At 51.3% G+C, this 22,325-nt stretch carries 17 protein-coding genes and 1 pseudogene; 9 read left to right on the top strand and 9 right to left on the bottom strand.

All coding sequences use genetic code 11. The features are described 5' to 3' along the window. Positions 1-22: 22 nt before the first annotated feature. Positions 23-1,969, top strand: coding sequence for a molecular chaperone DnaK (dnaK, locus tag ACJJI1_RS04085; protein WP_282931313.1), 1,947 nt, complete (start codon positions 23-25; stop codon positions 1,967-1,969). 228 nt (positions 1,970-2,197) lie between these two features. After that, entirely contained in the window at positions 2,198-3,322 is a 1,125-nt protein-coding gene (gene dnaJ / locus ACJJI1_RS04080) for a molecular chaperone DnaJ (protein ID WP_282931314.1), read from the top strand. Between the two features lie 125 nt (positions 3,323-3,447). Here dnaJ and ACJJI1_RS04075 read toward each other — a convergent pair whose 3' ends face one another. After that, complete coding sequence (locus ACJJI1_RS04075) at positions 3,448-3,897, bottom strand: hypothetical protein (RefSeq protein ID WP_444911507.1); 450 nt, start codon at positions 3,895-3,897, stop codon at positions 3,448-3,450. 232 nt (positions 3,898-4,129) lie between these two features. Between ACJJI1_RS04075 and dapB the strand changes: the two genes are divergently transcribed. From dapB to greA, 7 genes and pseudogenes are all read left to right on the top strand, one after another. Continuing rightward, on the top strand, positions 4,130-4,945 hold the full coding sequence (gene dapB / locus ACJJI1_RS04070) for a 4-hydroxy-tetrahydrodipicolinate reductase (RefSeq protein ID WP_444958616.1): 816 nt from the start codon (positions 4,130-4,132) through the stop codon (positions 4,943-4,945). Between the two features lie 224 nt (positions 4,946-5,169). After that, positions 5,170-5,454, top strand: a pseudogene (locus tag ACJJI1_RS04065) (ATP-dependent zinc protease family protein); the annotation flags it as partial. A 129-nt stretch (positions 5,455-5,583) separates the two neighbouring features. After that, on the top strand, positions 5,584-6,492 hold the full coding sequence (gene rimK, locus ACJJI1_RS04060) for a 30S ribosomal protein S6--L-glutamate ligase (RefSeq protein ID WP_413665891.1): 909 nt from the start codon (positions 5,584-5,586) through the stop codon (positions 6,490-6,492). Positions 6,493-6,660: 168 nt separating this feature from the next. Continuing rightward, positions 6,661-7,236, top strand: a complete 576-nt coding sequence (locus tag ACJJI1_RS04055; RefSeq protein ID WP_444958615.1) for a YfiR family protein — start codon at positions 6,661-6,663, stop codon at positions 7,234-7,236. Positions 7,237-7,566: 330 nt separating this feature from the next. Beyond that, the gene (carA, locus tag ACJJI1_RS04050; RefSeq protein ID WP_444958614.1) at positions 7,567-8,715 is read left to right on the top strand and encodes a glutamine-hydrolyzing carbamoyl-phosphate synthase small subunit; all 1,149 of its coding nucleotides are present in this window, start codon (positions 7,567-7,569) and stop codon (positions 8,713-8,715) included. A gap of 112 nt (positions 8,716-8,827) precedes the next feature. Next, on the top strand, positions 8,828-12,055 hold the full coding sequence (gene carB, locus ACJJI1_RS04045) for a carbamoyl-phosphate synthase large subunit (RefSeq protein ID WP_444958613.1): 3,228 nt from the start codon (positions 8,828-8,830) through the stop codon (positions 12,053-12,055). An 87-nt stretch (positions 12,056-12,142) separates the two neighbouring features. Next, complete coding sequence (gene greA, locus ACJJI1_RS04040; RefSeq protein ID WP_413663270.1) at positions 12,143-12,619, top strand: transcription elongation factor GreA; 477 nt, start codon at positions 12,143-12,145, stop codon at positions 12,617-12,619. A 49-nt stretch (positions 12,620-12,668) separates the two neighbouring features. Here greA and ACJJI1_RS04035 read toward each other — a convergent pair whose 3' ends face one another. The 8 genes from ACJJI1_RS04035 to ACJJI1_RS04000 all read right to left on the bottom strand — a co-directional run bounded on the left by ACJJI1_RS04035 (position 12,669) and on the right by ACJJI1_RS04000 (position 22,284). Beyond that, entirely contained in the window at positions 12,669-13,544 is an 876-nt protein-coding gene (locus ACJJI1_RS04035; RefSeq protein ID WP_413663268.1) for a hypothetical protein, read from the bottom strand. A 446-nt stretch (positions 13,545-13,990) separates the two neighbouring features. Next, positions 13,991-14,872: a hypothetical protein gene (locus ACJJI1_RS04030; RefSeq protein WP_444958612.1), complete on the bottom strand. Its 882-nt coding sequence runs from the start codon at positions 14,870-14,872 to the stop codon at positions 13,991-13,993. A gap of 295 nt (positions 14,873-15,167) precedes the next feature. Continuing rightward, positions 15,168-16,058 (bottom strand): hypothetical protein, encoded by an 891-nt coding sequence (locus tag ACJJI1_RS04025; RefSeq protein ID WP_444958611.1) that lies wholly within the window; start codon positions 16,056-16,058, stop codon positions 15,168-15,170. A gap of 306 nt (positions 16,059-16,364) precedes the next feature. Further along, on the bottom strand, positions 16,365-17,249 hold the full coding sequence (locus ACJJI1_RS04020) for a hypothetical protein (protein ID WP_444958610.1): 885 nt from the start codon (positions 17,247-17,249) through the stop codon (positions 16,365-16,367). 411 nt (positions 17,250-17,660) lie between these two features. Continuing rightward, a complete protein-coding gene (locus ACJJI1_RS04015; protein WP_444958609.1) occupies positions 17,661-18,542 on the bottom strand; it encodes a hypothetical protein in 882 nt (293 codons plus the stop codon). Positions 18,543-18,785: 243 nt separating this feature from the next. Further along, the gene (locus ACJJI1_RS04010) at positions 18,786-19,805 is read right to left on the bottom strand and encodes a hypothetical protein (protein WP_444918146.1); all 1,020 of its coding nucleotides are present in this window, start codon (positions 19,803-19,805) and stop codon (positions 18,786-18,788) included. Between the two features lie 446 nt (positions 19,806-20,251). After that, positions 20,252-21,274, bottom strand: coding sequence for a hypothetical protein (locus ACJJI1_RS04005; RefSeq protein ID WP_444958608.1), 1,023 nt, complete (start codon positions 21,272-21,274; stop codon positions 20,252-20,254). A 467-nt stretch (positions 21,275-21,741) separates the two neighbouring features. Next, positions 21,742-22,284 (bottom strand): hypothetical protein, encoded by a 543-nt coding sequence (locus ACJJI1_RS04000; RefSeq protein ID WP_444958607.1) that lies wholly within the window; start codon positions 22,282-22,284, stop codon positions 21,742-21,744. Positions 22,285-22,325: the final 41 nt, after the last annotated feature.

The following is a 22,325-nucleotide window of genomic DNA, read 5'->3' as shown; positions in this document are numbered from 1 at the left end:
GCATCAAAAGAGGATTTTACAGATGGGAAAAATTATCGGCATCGACCTGGGTACCACTAACAGCTGTGTAGCGGTACTGGATGGTGACAAAGCGCGTGTAATCGAAAACGCCGAAGGCGATCGCACTACACCTTCTATTGTTGCCTTCACTGACGACAACGAAATTCTGGTAGGTCAGTCTGCCAAGCGTCAGGCGGTGACCAATCCCCAAAATACTCTGTTTGCGGTTAAGCGTTTGATCGGCCGTAAATTCAAAGACGACGTTGTCCAGAAAGATATCAAGATGGTTCCTTACACCATCACTGAAGCTGACAACGGCGACGCTTGGGTAGAAGTGAAAGGCGATAAAAAAGCTCCGCCGCAGATCTCTGCCGAAGTCCTGAAGAAAATGAAAAAGACTGCGGAAGACTTCCTCGGCGAGAAAGTAGAAGCTGCAGTAATTACCGTACCGGCTTACTTCAACGACTCCCAGCGTCAGGCCACTAAAGACGCCGGCCGCATCGCGGGCCTGGACGTTAAGCGTATTATCAACGAGCCGACTGCCGCTGCACTGGCATACGGTCTGGACAAGCAGGGCGGTGACCGCACTGTAGCGGTATACGACCTGGGTGGTGGTACCTTCGATATCTCCATCATCGAAATTGCCGACGTAGACGGCGAGAAGCAGTTCGAAGTACTGTCCACCAACGGTGACACTTTCCTCGGTGGTGAAGACTTCGACCTGCGACTGATCGAATACCTCGCAGACGAGTTCAAGAAAGACCAGGGCATCGACCTGAAAGGTGACCCCCTGGCAATGCAGCGCCTGAAAGAAGCTGCAGAAAAAGCCAAGATCGAGCTGTCCTCCAGCCAGCAGACCGAAGTCAACCTGCCGTACATCACTGCAGACGCTACTGGTCCCAAGCACTTGGTGGTTAAACTGACCCGCGCCAAGCTGGAAAGCCTGGTAGAAGAGCTGGTTACCCGCTCCCTGGAGCCGGTAAAAATCGCTCTGCAAGACGCCGACCTGTCCGCTTCCGGTGTAGACGAAGTGATCCTGGTAGGCGGTCAGACCCGTATGCCAATGGTTCAGCAGAAAGTAACCGAGTTCTTCGGCAAAGAGCCGCGCAAAGACGTTAACCCCGACGAAGCCGTTGCCATGGGCGCTGCTATCCAGGGTGCCGTACTGTCCGGTGACGTTAAAGACGTACTGCTGCTTGACGTAACCCCGCTGACCCTGGGTATCGAAACCATGGGTGGCGTTGCGACTCCGCTGATCGACAAGAACACCACTATCCCCACCAAGAAGTCCCAGGTTTTCTCCACTGCGGATGACAACCAGACTGCGGTAACTATTCACGTGGTTCAGGGTGAGCGCAAGCAGGCTGCACAGAACAAATCCCTGGGTCGTTTCGACCTGGCCGATATCCCACCGGCACCGCGCGGCATGCCACAGATCGAAGTAACCTTCGACATCGATGCCAACGGTATCCTGCACGTACACGCGAAGGACAAGGCCACTGGTAAAGAGCAGTCCATTGTGATCCAGGCTTCCTCCGGCCTGTCCGAGGACGAGATCGATAAGATGGTTCAGGACGCTGAAGCTAATGCTGAAGCGGACAAGCAGTTCGAAGAGCTGGTGCAGACTCGTAACACGCTCGACGGCCTGATTTCTGCGACCAAGAAAACTCTGGAAGAAGCTGGCGACAAAGCTACCGCTGAAGAGAAAGCAGCTATTGAAGCGGCTGTTACCGAAGCGGAAGAAGCCGTTAAAGGCAACGACAAAGCTGCGATGGAAGCTGCAACTACCAAGCTGACTGAAGCTTCCGGTCCGGTTGCTCAGAAGATGTACGCCGAGCAGGCTCAAGCCGCTGGTGCTGAAGGTGCCGCTGGCGCTGGTGCCCAGGGCGAGCAGCAGTCCTCCGCTGGCGACGACGCGGTAGACGCAGAGTTCGAAGAAGTTAAGGACGACAAAAAAGAAGGTAAGTAAGCGTTCGCTTGCAATTCCGGTGGCAGCTTTTAAAGTGGCCGCCGGAGAACTTCAGGGGCGCGGCGCCTTACTTTCAGAGGCCCGCGCCCTGTGTTGTTTCAGGTATCTGCCAATATTTGCCGAGTTTTCGCAGTTTTGGTGGTGCTCCGTTCGCGGGGCTTAGTTAGAAACCGAGAAGTAGAAAGAGAGTTTGGCCGTTCTTGATGCCGGACCAGAGAACATAGTTTTATGTCGAAACGCGATTATTACGAAGTCCTCGGCGTCGAGCGCGGCGCTTCGGATGCAGAGCTGAAAAAAGCCTACCGCCGGGTGGCAATGAAGTTTCACCCGGACCGTAACCCCGATGACAAGGAATCGGAGAACAAATTCAAGGAGGCCAATGAGGCCTACGAGGTTTTGTCGGATTCCGAGAAACGCGCAGCTTATGACCAGTTTGGCCACGCCGGTGTGGAAGGCCAGATGGGCGGTGGCGGCGCTGGTGGATTCGGTGGCTTCTCCGATATTTTCGGTGATGTGTTCGGCGATATCTTCGGTGGTGGCGGCGGTGGCCGTCGCGGCGGCCCCGCTCGCGGTTCCGATCTGCGCTATGACCTGGAATTGGACCTGGAAGACGCGGTGCGTGGCACCACGGTCAAGATTCGCGTTCCGACTCTGGCAGCCTGTGGTACCTGTAGCGGTTCCGGTGCCAAGCCCGGTTCCTCTCCGCAAACCTGTGGCACCTGTGGTGGTGCTGGCCAGGTGCGTATGCAGCAGGGCTTCTTCTCTGTTCAGCAAACCTGCCCCAACTGCCGCGGTCGCGGTACCACTATCTCCGATCCCTGTGGCAGCTGTCATGGTCGCGGTCGTGTAGAGGAAACCAAAACCCTGTCCGTTAAGGTGCCGCCCGGTGTGGATACCGGCGATCGCATTCGCCTGTCTGGTGAAGGTGAAGCCGGGCCCGATGGCGGCCCCGCTGGTGACCTCTATGTACAGGTAGTGGTAAAAGAGCACGATCTGTTCCAGCGTGATGGCAAGAACCTCTACTGCGAAGTGCCGATTAGTTTCGTTTCCGCCGCCCTCGGTGGTGAGCTGGAAGTGCCGACTCTCGACGGTAAAGTGAAGCTGAAGATTCCGGCGGAAAGCCAGACCGGCAAGCTGTTCCGCCTGCGCGGTAAGGGTGTTTCCCCGGTTCGCGGTGGTGCAACTGGCGACCTGCTGTGTCGCGTTGTGGTAGAAACACCGGTGAACCTGTCCGGCAAGCAAAAAGACTTGCTGCAAGAGTTCTCTAATACCCTCAGCGAAAAGAAAAATTCACCGCGTCAGACCGGTTGGTTTGAAGGGGTGAAAAACTTCTTTGGTGATATGAAGCTTTAATCGCTGTTAGCACCGGCAAAACCTTAAATTGTTTTGCGGGTTGCCTATTTAAAAAGGCTCGAGAGCATTGGCTTTCGAGCCTTTTTTATTTCCAGGCGAGTTTTATCCCCCCAATTGAATGCCTTCTATTGGGAAGTTTTTGTTCTCAAACGGGCCGCGAATTCACTCAGGAATTCCTGTTGGATTTTTTGCGCTTTACGCAGTTGCTCCTTATTTAAAGTACCTTCCAATTCTTTGTGTGTTTCCAGGCTGATAGCTGCGAATTGAGCGCCAATTTCGCCGCGTTGCTTGGGGGTTAGAGCGACCTTTTCACCACTGAGTAAACCGTATTTTTCCAGCACCGCTTTTTTCTCTGCGAAGCTCTTTTGCATAATGGGTAATACGGTTTTTTCCTGTCCCGGGGTGAGCTGCAAACGCAGCGTCACCCAATCGGTAATATCATCATACTTCTCCCAAAAGTCTGGATTGGCATTTTGCTGCTGGGCAGATGCCGGCGTGCTGCCAAAAGCCAGGCTCAGAGAGATCACTACCACCATGATGTGTGGTAGATGGTTGGACAGGATCATCAGTCGCATATTGGCGCTCCATTTACCCCTCACAGTAAAGCGTAGCAGTGGCCGCTGATATCGCGTTTTGCGCAAGTATCCTCTTGGCAATTTAAAAATATGTGGATATTTCTTTTTGTTTTGCTTTTGCGGAGTGACTAGCGATTTTTAGACACGCTAATACTGGCTTACTCGTATCTATGCGCTCTACCGGGTGCGTTGTAGAATCCAGAACCTTATAGATTTGGACTGGAGTGCTGTGATGGTGGTAAAAGTGGCGGTGACGGGATTTGGTGGTCGAATGGGGCGAGCGTTGGCGGAGGCTTTGTCCCTGTCTGATAAGGCCGAACTGTCAGCGGCTATAGTGCGGCCTGGCTCCAGCTTGGTCGGCGCTGATGCCGGCGAAGTTGCCGGTTTGGGCCGCAGCGGCCTCGCTATTGTGGACAGCCTCGATAAGGCAGACTTTGATGTACTTATTGATTTCACTGCCCCTAAAGCGACCGTGGAAAATACTGCCTATTGCGCGGAGAAAAACCTCCCCATTGTAATCGGCACCACGGGCTTCGATAGCGAGCAAAAAAATAAAGTATTGGCTTATGCGGATCAGGTGCCGCTGTGCCTCGCCAGTAATTTTTCCACCGGGGTAAACCTGTGCTTTAAATTGTTGGAAACTGCTGCGCGGGTAATGGCGGAAGAGGCCGATATCGAGATTGTCGAAGCCCATCATCGCCACAAAGTGGATGCACCTTCCGGCACAGCACTGAGTATGGGAGAAGTGATCGCGGAAACTCTGGGGCGCGACCTGGATAAAGTGGCAGTTTACGGCCGCGAAGGTCAAACCGGAGCCCGCGATAGGGACACTATCGGTTTTGCCACAGTACGCGGTGGTGATGTGGTAGGTGAACACTCGGTGATGTTCCTGGCAGAAGGTGAGCGGGTTGAAATTAGCCACCGCGCCAGCAGCAGGCTCTCTTTTGCTCGCGGTGCCGTGCGCGCGGCACTGTGGATGATGGGAGAGGAGGGGAGTGCGCGGGCGCCGGGGCACTACGATATGCGCGATGTACTCGGCCTTAACTAATCTTACTTAGAGTAAATAAATTCAGCGCCTGCAGGGGCGCTGTGAAAGAAATTTCCGATTTTCATTTGCCCGCCATTTTTGCGGGTAAAACTAAAAGGCCGGCAACATTCGTTCGACCGGTCACCCTGTAACCTTCCTTTGAGGAACCTCGATTGGAAAGAAAGCTGATTGTCGGCAGCGAGGAGTGGTGCGGGCTTCCCGCACTCGGCGTCCCGGCGATTAAGGTGCGTGTGGACTCCGGGGCTAAAACTTCCTGTTTGCACGCTTACAACATCCATACCTTCAAGCGCGATGGCGAACCCTGGGTGAGTTTTGAGGCGCATCCACTGCAGCACCAGCGCCGCCCTTCAGTGCGCTGTGAGGCGCGGCTTTTGGATAAAAGGCTGGTGCGCAGCTCCTCCGGAGAAAGTGAAAAACGCCCGGTAATTCGTACCTCTATTTCCATTGGTGGCAGTGTCTGGGATATCGAACTGACCCTGACCAATCGGGACAGCATGGGCTATCGCATGTTGTTGGGGCGCGAAGCCATGATTGGGCGAATGCTGGTAGATCCGGCTGAGAGCTTCTGTATTGGCGATATCCCGAAAAGCCAGTTGGATGAATATTATCGGGATGAGCACCATATTGCCGGTACCGGCCTGCGCATCGGGCTGCTGGCATCGAACCCGGATCTCTATAGCAACCGGCGGATTATGGAAGCGGGGGCCGAGCGTGGACATCGCATGAGTTTTCTCGATATCCGCCAGTGCTACATGAAGCTCGACCCTGATGAGCCGGAAGTGCATTACCGGGATGGCCGCATACTCAATAGCCTGGATGCGGTTATTCCCCGCATTCGCCCCAGCCAGACTTTTTACGGTTGTGCGCTGACGCGGCACTTTGAGAGCCTGGATATTTTTGCCCTCAATGGCTCCGCTGCTATCAGCCAGTCGCGGGATAAATTATTTTCCCTGCAGTTGCTGCAACAAAGTGGATTAAATATCCCAACCTCCGGGTTTGCCAATTCCCCGGTGGATACCAATGAGCTGATCGAAATGGTGGGCGGTGCGCCACTAGTGGTGAAGTTGCTGGAGGGAACCCAGGGGCGCGGTGTTGTTCTGGCAGAAACCCGCAAGGCCGGGGAGTCGGTGATTAATGCGTTTAAGTCCCTCAAGGCCAATCTTCTGGTGCAGGAGTTTATTCGCGAGGCGGAGGGAAAGGATCTTCGCCTGTTTGTTATCGATGGTCGTGTGGTGGCCTCGATCCAGCGCGAGGCGGCACCTGGGGAATTTCGTGCCAATATTCACCAGGGCGGTACGGCTTCAGTAGTTAAAGTTACCGCCGAGGAGAAGCGCCTGGCGGTCAAGGCTGCCAAGGTGTTGGGGCTCAAGGTGGCGGGTGTGGATATTATTCGCTCCCGCAAGGGGCCGTTGTTATTGGAGGTAAATTCCTCCCCGGGGCTTGAAGGCATCGAGAGCGCTACGCGCAAGGATGTGGCGGGGGCCATGATCATATCTATCGAAAAGGCGTTGAAGTGGCGCCCAATTTTGCCGGGGGAGGATCTTTAGGCGCTGTAACTCTGGTCCCGGCGGGGGCCTTTGCGTTGGGCTAACCTGAGTAGGTGGCCGGGCTTTTCGCTGGCGCGCAAATAGAGCCGCAGCGAGCTTTGGCCGCTGCGGGTAACAGCCCACCGCAGCTTCCTTTCGGGAGGTGCAAACCGCAGGGTTTGAGCTTCTATGACGATATCCAGCCCAGGTTCATTTCGCATTATTCCCGCCCTGTTACTTTTCCTGTCAGTACTTTTCACCGGTGTGGGTGCCCAGGCTGCGGTGCAGCTCTCCGATACGCCTTTGGGGCGACGGGTAATGGTGGATTACATAGTGCACTTCGCCTACCACCTGCAGTGGCCGGTCAATGCCTTCGCCAACAGCAGTGCCCCGTTCAAGGTGTGCCTGATGGGTGGGGACTCTCTCGGTGAGCCACTGGCGGCCCGGTTCAAGAATCAGCGTATTGATGGGCGGGATGTGGAGCTTGAGAAGATCGAGGTCAAGGAGATGCTGCGGGCGCGCAAGTGCCAGATTGTGGTGCTGAGTACCCTGGATCGCCCCACACTGCTCAAGGCGTTGGTGGCATTGGAGTTTTTCCCGGTTCTGACGGTGAGCGATGCTGAGCGCTTTGCTGCCACTGGCGGTATGATCGAGTTTGCCGACAGCGGCCGAGAGGTGGCCCTGCGTATGAATAAGACCATGCTGGAGAAGGCGGAGCTGAAAATGGGCAGCAGTCTATTCCGGTTGGGACGCAAGCCGGAGTGAGATTTTCAGAGAAAGTAGCCTGGCGTATTTTTGCACTAGCGTCCAGAGGTGAATTCGCGTAGAATCTGCGCCCGATTTGGGCCGGTGCCGCGAAGCTGAATCGCGCAGCGTGAGCCTACTAAAAAGCTGGCGGCAACCGTCGGCCACTTTGTGAGAATCACGCGTGAACAGATTTTTAAAGCGAGATGAAGCTGCGATGTTTCATCTCGCTTTTTTATGCGCGCACCAGTCAGGAGCCCGCGTGCTCCGAAGCCCGCAAACCCCGCCCGGAAGCAGTTCTGAAGATTGGAGTTCAATTTGACTAAAGCTGTCCCTACGTCGGAGGCTTTCATGCCCCACAACTTTATGCAGAGTACAACTCCCGCGCTGCTGGTGCTCGCAGATGGTAGTGTCTTTGAAGGACGCGCAATCGGTGCCCATGGCAGTTCTGTTGGCGAGGTCGTGTTCAACACATCCATGACCGGCTACCAGGAGATCCTCACCGATCCCTCCTACGCCCGCCAGATTGTGACTCTGACCTACCCGCACATCGGCAACACTGGCACCAACCAGGAAGACGAAGAGTGTGCTGATATCTGGGCCGCCGGCCTGGTAATCCGCGACCTGCCGCTGCTGGCCAGCAGCTTCCGCAACGAGCAGTCCCTGGAGGACTACCTGCGCGATCGCAATATCGTTGGTATCGCCGATATCGACACTCGTCGCCTGACCCGCCTGCTGCGCGACAAGGGTGCACAGAGCGGTTGCATCGTTGCCGGTGATAATATCGACCGCGAAGAAGCCCTGGCCAAGGCCAAGGAATTTGCCGGTCTGAAAGGGATGGACCTGGCCAAGGTAGTGAGCACCAAGGAAGCCTACCCCTTTAGCGAAGGTACCTGGGAACTGGGCGAAGGCCACAAGGCCGCGCCGGAACAGCCCTTCAAAGTAGTGGCTTACGACTTCGGTGTGAAGCGCAATATCCTGCGTATGCTGGTGGATCGCGGCTGTGACATCACCGTAGTACCGGCGGAGACCCCGGCTTCCGAAGTACTGGCGATGAATCCCAACGGTGTATTCCTGTCCAATGGCCCCGGCGACCCCGAGCCCTGTGAGTACGCGATCACCGCTATCCGCGAAATCCTGGACGCGGGCATCCCCACCTACGGCATCTGCCTGGGCCACCAGTTGTTGGGCCTGGCGGTGGGCGGTAAAACTGCCAAGATGAAGTTCGGTCACCACGGTGGTAACCACCCGGTACAGGACCTGAACAGCACCAAGGTGATGATCACCGCGCAGAACCACGGTTTCGAAGTGGACGCCGACAGCCTGCCGGACAATGTGGAAGTCACCCACAAGTCCCTGTTCGACGGTACCTTGCAGGGTATTCACCTGAAGGACAAGCCGGCCTTCAGCTTCCAGGGACACCCGGAAGCAAGCCCGGGCCCACACGATGTGGCGCCGCTGTTCGACCACTTTATCGATTTGATGAAAGAGCGCGCCTAAGGGCGTAGCCGCCCAGGGTAGGGCATTTAACCGCCGCTTTTGCGGCGGTTTTAACAAGAAACGAATGAAATTTAGCGCAGCCGGCCTTTGCCGGTAGTAGAACGGAAGAAAGATGCCAAAACGCACAGATATCCAAAGCATTCTGATTATCGGCGCAGGCCCCATCGTGATCGGCCAGGCGTGCGAATTTGACTACTCCGGCGCCCAGGCCTGTAAGGCGCTGCGCGAAGAGGGTTACCGGGTGATCCTGGTGAACTCCAACCCGGCCACCATCATGACCGACCCGGCCATGGCCGATGCCACTTACATCGAGCCGGTGGAGTGGCGCACCGTTGCCAAGATTATTGAGCAGGAGCGCCCCGACGCCATCCTGCCCACCATGGGTGGCCAGACAGCACTGAACTGCGCCCTGGACCTGGACAAGCACGGTGTCCTGAAGGAATTCAATGTCGAGCTGATCGGTGCGGACAAAGACGCTATCGAGAAAGCGGAAGACCGCGACCTGTTCGACAAGGCGATGAAGGCGATCGGCCTGGAAACTCCGCGCGCCAAGATCGTCCACTCCATGGAAGAGGCGAAGAAAGTACCGGAAGAGTTCGGCTTCCCGGTAATTATCCGTCCGTCCTTCACCATGGGTGGTTCCGGTGGTGGTGTGGCCTACAACTGGCCGGAGTTTGAAGAGATCTGTAAGCGCGGTCTCGACCTCTCCCCCACCAACGAACTGCTGATCGACGAATCCCTGCTCGGCTGGAAAGAGTACGAGATGGAAGTGGTTCGCGATAAGAACGACAACTGCATCATCGTATGTTCCATCGAGAACTTTGACCCGATGGGCGTACACACCGGTGACTCCATCACCGTTGCCCCGGCGCAGACGCTGACCGATAAGGAATACCAGCTGATGCGCAACGCCTCTATCGCGGTATTGCGCGAGATCGGCGTTGAGACTGGCGGCTCCAACGTACAGTTTGGCGTTTGCCCGAAGACTGGCCGCGTAGTTGTGATCGAGATGAACCCCCGCGTATCCCGCTCCTCCGCACTGGCCTCCAAGGCCACCGGCTTCCCGATCGCCAAGGTCGCGGCCAAGCTGGCAGTGGGTTACACCCTGGACGAGTTGCAGAACGATATTACCGGCGGTGCGACCCCGGCGTCCTTCGAGCCGTCCATCGACTACGTTGTCACCAAGATCCCGCGCTTCACCTTCGAGAAATTCGGTGAAGCCGATGCGCGCTTGACTACCCAGATGAAGTCTGTGGGTGAAGTGATGGCGATCGGCCGCACATTCCAGGAGTCCATGCAGAAAGCCCTGCGCGGCCTGGAAGTGGGCAGCTTCGGCCTGGAAAGCAAGATTGACCCGAGCAAAGACGGCGCTGAGACCCGCCTGCGCAGCGAACTCTCCGTTCCGGGTGCCGAGCGCATCTGGTACGTGGGCGACGCCTTCCGTATGGGCATGAGCGTCGGCGAAGTTTACGACCTGTCCGGTATCGATCCCTGGTTCCTGGTACAGATCGAAGAACTGATCAAAATCGAAGAGCCGCTCAAGTCCCTGCCCACCTCTGCGCTGACTGCTGAGCATATGCGTTTCCTCAAGCGCAAAGGCTTTTCCGACCGCCGCCTGGCGGACCTGTTGGGGGTGAGCCAGAAGACCGTGCGCGAATTCCGCCACAAGCTGGGGATTTTCCCGTCTTACAAGCGCGTGGACACCTGTGCTGCTGAGTTCAGCACCTCCACTGCTTACATGTACTCCACCTACGATGAGGAGTGCGAAGCGCAGCCGTCCGATAAAAAGAAAATCATGGTACTCGGCGGTGGCCCCAACCGTATCGGCCAGGGCATTGAGTTCGACTACTGCTGTGTACACGCCGCCCTGGCGATGCGCGAAGACGGTTACGAGACCATCATGGTCAACTGTAACCCGGAGACCGTTTCCACCGATTACGACACTTCCGACCGCCTCTACTTCGAGCCGGTAACCCTGGAAGACGTGCTGGAAATCGTTGCCAAAGAGAAGCCGGAAGGCGTGATCGTACAGTTCGGCGGCCAGACCCCGCTGAACCTGGCGCGCTACCTGGCCAACGAAGGTGTGCCGATTATCGGTACCACCCCAGAGCAGATCGACCGCGCCGAAGACCGCGAGCGCTTCCAGCAGATGATTATGCGTCTCGGCCTCAAGCAGCCCAAGAACGCCATTGTGCGCTCTGTCTCCGAAGCCATCCAGGCGGCGAAAGACGTGGGCTACCCGCTGGTTGTGCGCCCGTCTTACGTACTGGGCGGCCGCGCAATGGAGATCGTCTACAAAGAAGACGAGCTACTCACCTACATGAAAGAAGCGGTACAGGTTTCTGACGAAGCGCCGGTACTGCTGGATCACTTCCTCAATGCCGCTATTGAGGTGGATATCGATGCGGTATCCGATGGCAAGGACGTTGTGATCGGCGCCATCATGCAGCATATCGAACAGTGTGGTGTTCACTCCGGTGACTCCGCCTGTTCCCTGCCGCCTTACAGCCTGCCGGCGGATGTGCAGGACCGTATGCGCGAAGAAGTGAAGGCCATGGCTCGCGAGCTGGGCGTAGTTGGCCTGATGAATACCCAGCTGGCCTACCAGGACGGCGAGATCTACGTGATCGAGGTGAACCCGCGCGCTTCCCGTACTGTACCTTTCGTCTCCAAGTGCATCGGCACTTCACTGGCGAAAGTGGCTGCGCGCTGTCAGGCGGGTATCAGCTTGCAGGAGCAGGGCTTTACCGAAGAGATCGTACCGGACTACTACTCCGTTAAAGAGTCTGTATTCCCGTTCAACAAGTTCCCGAAAGTGGACCCGATTCTCGGCCCCGAGATGAAATCCACTGGCGAAGTGATGGGCGTAGGCGCTACCTTCGCAGAAGCCTTCGACAAGGGCCTGGTTGCCGCTGGCGACCGCCTGCCGGAGTCCGGACGCGCATTTATCTCTGTGCGTGACTTCGACAAGGCCGACGCAGTGGGCGTAGCTCGCGATCTGGTGGAGCTTGGCTTCGAAGTAATTGCCAGCCGCGGCACCGCCAAGGTCTTGCAAGAAAGCAATATTCCCGTTACAACCGTCAACAAGATGAGTGAAGGTCGCCCGCATATCGTCGATATGATTAAGAACGACGAGATTGCATTGGTAGTGAACACTACCGAAGGGCGCCAGGCAATTCGCGACTCTGCGGATATCCGTCGCAGTGCCGAGAACCACCAGGTGTGTTACACCACCACCCTGGCAGCGGCCCAGGCCATGGCGATGGCCATGCGTCAGGAGCAGCCGCTACAGGTTCGCCGCCTGCAAGACCTTCACCAGCGTGTCGTAAAGCTGTCTTAATAGCTTTAAAACCAACTTGTGAAATCCAACCGGGCCCCGTGATCTCACTGGGCCCGGTTTCGTCGTAACAATAATGGAGGTCCCACATTGAACCGGGTACCAATGACCGTTGAAGGCGCAGAAGCGCTGCGCTCAGAGCTGGACAATCTGAAAAAAGTTGAACGCCCTACCGTTGTACAGGCGATTGCTGAAGCGCGCGAACACGGTGATTTGAAGGAAAATGCCGAATACCACGCGGCGCGGGAAAAGCAGGGCTTTATCGAGGGCCGTATCCAGGAAATCGAAAGCAAGCTTTCCCACTCTCTGGTTATTGATGTGAAAAGCATCGAGCCCAGTGACAAGGTAATTTTCGGCACTACGGTAACGATTATCCACCTGGATGACGATAAGGAAGTCACATACAAAATTGTGGGTGACGACGAAGCCGATGTGAAAAAACACAAGATCTCGGTGAACTCTCCGATTGCCCGCGCGCTGATCGGCAAGGAAGTGGGTGATGTGGTGGTAGTCCAAACACCTTCCGGTGCGGTGGAGTACGAAATCGATGCGGTTGAGCACCTGTAAATTACAGGTGATAAAAAGGGCGGCCATGGGCCGCCCTTTTTTTATCTTGTTATTGCCAAACGTAACTTTGGTTAGCGTGGCCAGACTGCATTACCGTGGCAGTTTCATAGAGGCCGAACTGTCCCACCAGGCTATTGTTGTTGTGCCCTGATTGGCGCGCCGAAGCGGTGTGTCCAGAACCGATCTGTCCCAGGTACACATCATTGTGGTGGCCTCTCTGGCGGGCGCGTGCACTGTGGTCATACCCAGCCTGGGAAATATCCGCTTCCTGGTTGTGGCCACGCTGACGCATACGGGCGTAGTGATCACCACCTACCTGACGAATATCACCATCATTGGATTCACCGGACTGGCGCATGCTGGCATCATGGCCAAAACCGCTCTGGAAGGTATCTGCGTTGTGCAGTTCTCCTCTCTGACGGATAACGGTTTCAGAACCAACACTCAGAACCTGGGTGGCGGTTGCGGTGTTGTGGCTGTCCATCTGGCTAATCATCACCATGTTGCCAGCACCTGCAAATTGATAGGTGAGAGCGTAGTGGTTGTCGCCAGATTGCTGATGGGCGGAGTAGCTGCCCAGCTGTCCAATCTGGTAGGTCTCAGACACGTTTGTGCTGCCGGACTGGAAGCTGAACGACTCGTTGCCGGCACCGCCGCTTTGCAGCAACTCTGCCGAGTGGTGATCACCTTCCTGGTACTGGTACCCATAGCTGCCGAGTTCAATGCTATGAGTGATCTCTGCATCATTGCTATGGCCATGCTGTTCCTGCATAGCGTTGTTATCCCAGGTCAGCGGCCCGGTCTGATCGATAGTGGCATTGTTGTGGCCGCCATTCTGGTCCTGAGTGGCAGTGTTGCCGCCCGCGTAAGCGGTTCCACTGATGGCCAGGGTTAGGGCTACAGCGATAGGGGTCAAAGTCTTCATGAGTGTCTCCATTACTACAAACTTCAATGAGCATCACATGGTGAAATACCAGCCTAAGTGGCTGAAAAGGGGTGGCACGTCATCCTGCGCCGAGGGTTTACAGCAGGTGCACCTAGCCGGAGGGGTAGGTATTACTGTAAAGAGGGGGAGCAGCGTTGCCGCAAAGGCATTGCCGCCAGTCAAACAGGTAAGTGGGAGAGTAGGACTGATACATTTTGATGGCTTCCCTGATACTGCTTAGGAGTCCAAAATTTCGTTCCGTCCTCAATATTCTTGCTGGGAATTGAGGCAGTCGCTATAGGAGAGAAGTTGTAAATCCTTGAGAAGAAAGTTCTATTGCAGAGTTCTAATTTCACTTTTCTCTCTCTATAGCTTTTGCCTGTTGCTATGAATAGCGCGGGGATTTAAGTCGGAGTTTTTGATTGGCAATTTTGCTGCGAGCCTATTTACTGGGAAATATGGCTGCTGTTGGAAATGCCGATCTGTAGGGTGTTGCTGGATGCTCCCGCTCTTATCTGGCTGGTTTGGACTTGGTTAAATAGGCCAATCTGGGTGCTATTGGCCATTTGATTCAGACCTAGTTGAGAGAATGAAACGTTATTTTCCAGCCCAATTTGGTTTGATTGGTTGGTATTGCCAACACCAGTTTGCAAAGAATTTGCTGAATTTAACAACCCTTCCTGTGAAGCTGATGATGAATTTCCCGTGCCCAGCTGCTCCATTTCGGAAAAGTTAAGTACGCCTGTCTGGGTAATTGAAGATTCATGAGCGATGCCGGTTTGCTCACTGACACCTAAATTAAGCAAACCCGCCTGTGAGATTGAGGCATTACCCGTAAAACTGAATACTTGTGCCACGACAGCGACATTGGCTCTATCTGTCTGCTCAATATTGACGCTGTTATTGGCCCCGGAAATTTGTATCGTAGTGGCAACCTGTCCCTGGCCATCCTGAGTATGCAGGGAGAAACCGTTTATTTGGTTAACTTGTCGGGTGAGCGATCTGCTATTAGAGCCAATCTGTACGCTCTGTCCCGCATTGTCGCTCCCTGTAGATTGGGAGACTCTGGAAAAATGATTACGGCCAGTTTGAAATTGGGAAATTGTGCTGTTGATTTCTATGGATTGAATGCCGGTGGCGTCATTAAAAAAGCCAATTTGCTCTTGTAGGATTAAGTTGCCCTCATTAAGCGGAAACCTCTGGTTGGCAACGGCATTGTTGCCAATACCAATTTGTATCTGCTCTACCGTTTGGTCATTCCCAAAGGCGGAATTGACGGAAAGAAATGCGATAAATGTGACTACCGGCGAATAAATAACTTTTTTCACGAATACCTCCACGACTACATAACAAGGAGCATGAAAATTACGAGTTTGAAGTGCGGCGTCGGCAGGCAAACATAGAGAAATTACCACTGGAAATTAAATTCCGGACAGTAATTATTAAGGGCGCTAAAAGCGAATTGACCCAACTACCGCTATTTTCATTGTTGATGGCGGTATAGTAAGTTTCTATAGGGCTTTATTCTCAATGTAATGAGAAATAAGTATCAGGAATTGAGTGCTTTTACTTCAGGGTTCCAGTCGGAATAAGTTGATCTTACTCCGACTGGTAATAACTCCGCTACTGTAAAACCACTGCCGTATTACCGGTACCGGTTTGGGTAATATTGGCGGATTGGGAGAAACCGTTTTGAATCACAGTTGCATCATTCATACTGCCAGACTGATTGACGATCACCATATGGCCACCGCCTAATCCACCATTGCCGGCCTGCATAATATTGGCGGAATTTAAGTAGCCATCTTGAGTGACGTAGGCACTGTTATACCAGGATACTTGCACGATGGTGGCCATGTTGCCCTCGCCATCCTGATAGAGGTCCAATTCGTTGTACATATCGGACTGGGCGACATCTGCGCTGTTGGCGGCGCCGATCTGTTGGATACTGGCGTAGTGCCCGGTGCCTTCCTGGCTGATTATGGCCTCATGGCTTGAGCCTTGCTGGAATATCAACGCATCGGAATTAAAACTCGCGTATTGACCAATCAAGGCACCATGCATCTCACCCATTTGCTCTATAACAGAGACATTATCACTACCGAGGTGTTGTTGGATCTCTGCTTCGTTACCGGACCCCACCTGGCGTATTGTCGATTGCCCATGCTGTGTGGCTAATTGATAGCTACTGGCACGATTATTAGAGCCTGACTGGAATATTTCTACGCTATTTGCGATCCCATCCATTTGCAGGCTATAGGCGTCGTTAAGACTGCCTTCTTGTATTTGGATAATTGAGCTTTCAATTTCGTTTTGCTGTACGGCCTCTGCAATATGAGCAGTTCCGTCCTGACTGATCTCCAGGTGATTATCGATAGCGCTTGGGTCAGTTTGATCCGCTACAGCTGAGTTACTGGAGCCACTTTGGGTGATTAATGTAGTATTTTCTGCAGCATAACCCAAGCTGGTGGCAGATATCGCCAATACCAGTGGAATTACGGTAATCTTCTGCACGGCTAACTCCTGTGTATTACCGTCTAGTGGTAAATCCGGTCGTTAAAACTTTTGCCTGTGTTACCTGTGAAGTGAGTAACGTCAAAATGTGAGAAATCGTTTACATGGAAAACTGTAGACGAAGAATTTTGAAACCACTGCTACGTAAGAAAATATTGATGCAGTATTTTTATCAGGTAAGGAAAGAATGCCATTCTTTGGGTAGCTTTGTGAGTGACTCATAAATTAAAGCTGGCATTGAAAAATGCATTCTTTCCTCTATCCATATTGAAAATATAATAACTTTCAGCCGGAACGAATATGCCGCTACTGCATGATAAATCCTTGGTTTAACACACCATTCTGAATGCCAATAGCCGTTTGATTGTCGACGCTTTGGGTAATAGTATGAAGGTTAGTTGTTCCTATCTGGGTACTGCTTGCAGTTTGCATTGCTCCAGCTTGATCCACGATGGACATATTGCCAGTACCATCTTGTAGCGTAGAAACCAACAAAATATCTCCCGTCTGGGTCTGGGTACTAATGTTACCATCTCCTATCTGGGTACTTGTTGCTACCAGGATGTCACCCGTTTGTATAGAAAAGTAAGTATTCAGATTGCCCGTTTGCGAGGTGGTCAACAGATTATCAAACCCTGTTTGTTCGGCATCTGCGCTATTTTGATCACCCGTTTGAGACACATTTAGGCTGTTAAACATGGTGGTAGTTTGAGTCACTAACATCTGGTTATCAAAGCCAGACTGATAGAGATTGACTGTATCGAAACTACTGTCTGTTTGGGAGAAAATGACGTCATTTGCAGAGCCGAACTGAGAAATGTCAACAAAGCTGGAAGAAGTACTGTCTTGTAAAGTAGAGGCGAAATTTCCAGCGCCCTCCTGATAGATATTTACCTCTGCATCATCTGAAAAATTAGTTTGAGTCGAGTCAGCTTCATTCCCCAGTGTTACCTGTTCGTGTCTGATGATACTCAAGTTGGTTGAAGTGTCTTGCAGGCTATTGCTTACCTGTGCTTCATCTGCCTGAATAACCTCAATGAGGTTGTTAGTTGCTGTTGGGTCTACTTGGTTTGCAGTCACCTGGTGATTGTTACCCGTTTGTTCCACGGTAGTTGTATTTCCATCCGCATAAGCAATTGACCCGACAAGGCATAAACTGATGCCCACGGAAATTGGTGTCTGGATTCGCATCGATATCTCCGATTGAAGGTAAGGTGGATTTTTCTTATCCCCATGATTTCAGTTGCGGTGAAGCATCAAGCCTAGGAAGGACAAAAGACTCCATAGATAGGGTGTGGCATTTATTGCGCAAGGAGTTTGGCACACCTTGTTTTATTGCTATCCCTAATAGGTATTATCACTGGAGTACCTGATAATACCCTGATGCTGGTATGAGTTTTATCGTAAGCCTCAAGTATTGCTATGGGAAGTTAGTGCCTAAAAAATAGGAAAAACTTCTTTGTTGTTGTTTTTTGCGTTGCCTGGATGTGCCTGTAAAGGGATACGATAAACGGATTTAAGCGAATGGTTTGTAGAGTTATAGAGAGATTCAGATTGGGCTACCTGTTAGAGTAGCCCGTTAATAAACAACTAAACGTGATGTTATTGAAAAATAAAGCCCATATTATTGCTGCCATTTTGAGTGGCATTGGCTGTTTGGCTGATGCCATTCTGGCCGGTCTGGTGCGTGTTGTTTGTTCCTATTTGCAAGGTGGTTGCCAAGTTATTACTACCGCCTTGATTCATATTAATCATATTCATAGAGCCTATCTGAGTCGATGATCCGGTTGCAAATGTCCCGAACTGTCCATGAAAAGAGGTGTTATTGTCACCATCCTGCATAATGGTGATCGAACCCTGCTGACTACTTTGTACAGCACTGATTGTATTGGAGGTGCCAATCTGAGTGGCATCAATCAAGTGGGCCAGACCTGTCTGCGTATATCCAGCACCATTTGAATCTCCAGATTGTGAAGATATGGTGGTACTTGAGTCGCTATTTGCTTGGGTAACTGTAGCCAGGTTTTGAGTGCCAAATTGCTCGAAGTCGGCATTATCAGAAACGCTATTGACCTGGCTGATAGTGGCAGACTGAAGGGTTCCGAATTGCTCAACACTACCGCTGCTGGTTGTTGTATTAGTCTGGCTTGTAGTTACGCTGTGACTAACGCCGTCTTGGTAGACCATCGCTGTTGTATCAGTAGCTGCCGTTTGAGTTGAAAAAATGGAGTTGCTGTCTCCGAGTTGTTCCTGATCAATTCCATTAGAGGTGCTGTTTGTTATCTGCGTAGCATTAGCAGTATTTAGATTCCCGGTCTGAATTTGAGTAACTAAATTTCCAATAGCAGTAGGATCGCCCTGATCCACAGTGGCACTATTAGTTAATCCGCTTTGTAAAACTGTAGCGGTATTATTGGATGCGATAGCACTGTAGCTTGGGATACACAGTAAGAATCCAATGGCTAACGTTTGGTAACGTATCATTTTATCTCCGTGGAATTTTAATTTTGAATATAAAATATTTTGAACAGCTTGAATGAAATGAAGAAGCTGATTATCTGGTAGATTTAGTGATTTTTACTTCTTAAACACTATATATGCAGAACTATTGTAGAGTGTTCTCTTATGGTGGCTATGAGAACTTAGTATGGATAAATTGAGATTAAAGTTTGTGAGATAATTTATTCGTTAAAAAAGGCCGACTTTAACGGTCGGCCTTTATCTTGATTACTGAATAATTACTGCCACATTGCCATCGCCCACCTGGGCGGGTGCGGCTGCGTTGAAGTCACCTACTTGGGTCACAGTTATGGTGTTGAAGTTGCCAACTTGTGATGATGTAGCGCTATTGAAATCGCCAGGTTGTGTCACGGTCAGGTTATTGAAAGTACCATCCTGAGCAGCCTGGGAGAAGTTATCGAAACCACTTTGGGTAACGACAGCAACATTAGTGAGTCCCACTTGTTCTGTGTATGCCCAGTGGTCACCGCCACTTTGGTTGTGGACCAAAGTCTGGGTAGTACCGTTTTGTAAGCCCTCACTGTAGTTTCCGTCATCAGTCTGGCTAAAGAACAAGGTGTTGAAAGAACCATCCTGGAAGGAGAAGGTCGAGCTGTTGCTCGCAGATATTTGCTGGTGGGCGACAGTGTTAGTATCACCCGCCTGGATCATATTCATGGTGTTCTGCGTGCTATTACTTTGCGTTGCAGAAGCGGTGCCATTGGTGCCGGTTTGAGTAATAATTGCGCTATTCAATGAGGTCAGGGTTTGAATGGCGACTGCCACATTACCGTCACCGGATTGATTAACTACAGCGGTGTCATTTGCGCTGGTAGTCTGGGCAATAGTTGCATCTTGCGGGCCACCACTTTGATTTATCACGGCAACACTGGTATCTACAAAGCTCTGAGTAGTCGATGCAAACTGGCCGTCATTTATCTGGGTGATGGTAGCCACTGGCACATTGGAATCGTTTTGGAATGATTCCGCGTAATTCATATCTCCTACTTGAGTTTGAGTAATTACTCCCGAATCGTTATTGCTGGATTGCTCAGCATAAACTTCATTCGTATCACCAGTTTGAGTCTGGGTGATAACATTGTTGGTTACCGTTGGATCACTCTGATCAGCGGTTGCCATGTTACCAGTACCGTTCTGATTGAGAATGGCGGTATTGTTCGATGCGAAGGCTCCGGTGCTGGCGATCGCCAGAAGAACACTGGCGGCAATAGGTGTGTACTTGGTCATCTGTAACTCCATATAGATGTCAAATATCGCTGTACAGCTTTTACAAACAAAAGGAAAACAGCATCATTTGATATTGGGAGAGTCTCATTTTCAGGCATACTACAACTTTGTCTGAAGTATGTGAGGAAACTGGGATGAACCCGACTGCTTATTAACCTTCACATTCCTTGTGAAAACCTAGCAATATCATTTAAACAGCAGCTTGATGCTGATTAGAGTTTTGTCGTCTTCTGGAGTTACAGCCATAGGACGGAAGTGCCGAAACCTTAGGAATAAAGTTCTTTTTTTAACTAGCTATGGCAAATAATGGCAGCTGATTTGGGGGGTGGCATTAAATGTAGAAAATGGTTGTCTCATGCGAATTTTGGACTAGTAATAATTAAAGCTTGCACTTAGCCCATCAAATTGAAAATAGGCCGGCTAATTAAGCCGGCCTACACCCTTTACTATTGAATGATAATTGCCATGTTGAAATCACCTACCTGTGTAGGTGTAGCCATGTTGGTATCGGTTGCCTGGGTTACGGCAATAGTGTTGTTATTACCGGTCTGCGAGGCGATAGTGGTATTGAAGTCGCCAGGCTGGGTAACGGTCAAGCTATTGAACGTTCCATCCTGGTAGCCTTCAGAATAGTTATCAAAGCCAGTTTGGGTGATCACACCAATATTGGTGGTACCCACTTGCTCGGTATAAGCCCAGTGATCATCTCCAACTTGAATGTGAGTCAAGCCTTGAGTAGTACCATTTTGGAAGCCCTCGCTGTAATTCCCATCACCTGCTGTCTGTGATGAAGTGAATGTGTTGGAAGTGCCATCCTGGAAGGAAACTGAGGTGCTGTTGGTGGCCAGGTTTTGAATAAGTACTACAGAGTTTGTGGTACCGGCCTGGATAGCGTTAACAGTGCTCAAGGTACTGGAAGTTTGAGTAGAAGTTGCAGTATTGGTGGTTCCTGTTTGGGTTAATATTGCGGTGTTAAATGAACCATTAGTTTGGATAACATTACCTACATTACCGTCGCCGGACTGAGTCACCACAGCATTATCATTTGTACTGGAAACTTGGGTTACTGCTGCTGTTTGTGGACTACCACTTTGGGTGACAGTAGCAACGCTGGTATCTACAAAACTTTGTGTAGTTGTTGCAAAGTGACCGTCGTTGATTTGGGTGATAGTAACAATTGCAGTACTGGAATCATTCTGGAAGGACTCTGCGTCATTCATGTCCCCGACTTGAGTTTGGGTAATTACACCGGAATCATTAAAGCTGGTTTGCTCTGCATAAACTACGTTGTTGTCACCGGTTTGGGTTTGTGTGATCAGGTTGTTGGATACAGTGGCATCACTCTGATCAGCCGTGGCCATGTTGCCAGTGCCATTTTGGTTGAGAATGGCGGTATTGTTGGTAGCTAAGGCTCCGGTACTGGCGATCGCCAGAAGAACACTGGCGGCAATAGGTGTGTACTTAGTCATCAGTAACTCCATAGGGATGTCAAATATAGCTGTACAGCTTTTTACAAATAAAAAGAATTCAGCACCATTAGATATTGGGAGTGTTTTGTCTCAGGACACGATACGGCTGTGCCAGGCGTATGTGAGTTATCTGGAATGAAACCGACTGCTTCTAACCTTCATATTCCTTGTGAAACATCTAGCAATATCATTTTTAACAGCAGCTTGATGCTGAATAGAGTTTTGTCGTCTTTGGGTGTTGTGGCTATAGGGCAGAAGTCTCGAAACTTTAGGAAGAAAGTTCTTTTTTTAGGTGGGGTGATAAAGCTTGTCAGAAAATTCTTTTATACGGCGCGAGGTTCAAATAATCACATTTCTGATGAATTTTCTAAGTTGCTGTAATAATTATTGTCACTTAATAAGCTTACATGAATTAAAATAAAGAAGTCTAATCAGATGAAGGGAAATCAGAGAAGTATTATTAGTTATTAGTCATATTGGCTAATATACGTTGTTGTAGCGGTTCCGGTGACAGTGACCGAGGTGTGAAGGCCATTTCCACTTTGGTAAATATTGACGTTATGAAAACTGCCAATCTCTTCCACATGGGCACTATTTTGTATTCCAAATTGGGATATGCCCGCGGTATTGCCAACTCCATACTGGTCGATATCTATAAAATTCTCAAAACCTATTTGTATCAATATTGAATAGTTGTAATCCCCGACCTGGCTCGATGTGACAATATTGTCTTCACCAGATTGGGTGACGGATAAACTGTTTCTATTGCCGTCCTGGTGAGCAGAAGTGTAGTTGTTACTGCCTGATTGGCGGGTACGTACGTTATTGTTTCCACCTTCCTGGTTGATTACGGTTAAATTTGTGACGGAGTAAAGATTGGCTGCGCTTAATTCGCTCGCAACAGCCAATTCACTGCTGGAATCCAAGTCTGAGCAATGACCTAAACCCGGAAGATTAACAACAGCCATTGCTAAGGTGGCAGAAAAAATAGTTCTGAATTTATGGTACATCTTTCCAAGTATCCCAATTTTAAGCCGGGCTTAAAAAAATA

The sequence above is a fragment of the Microbulbifer maximicatervae (SeqCode) genome, assembly GCF_052467065.1.
Note: the sequence above shows the minus strand (reverse complement) of the source record. Positions and strands in the feature narration are given on the sequence as shown.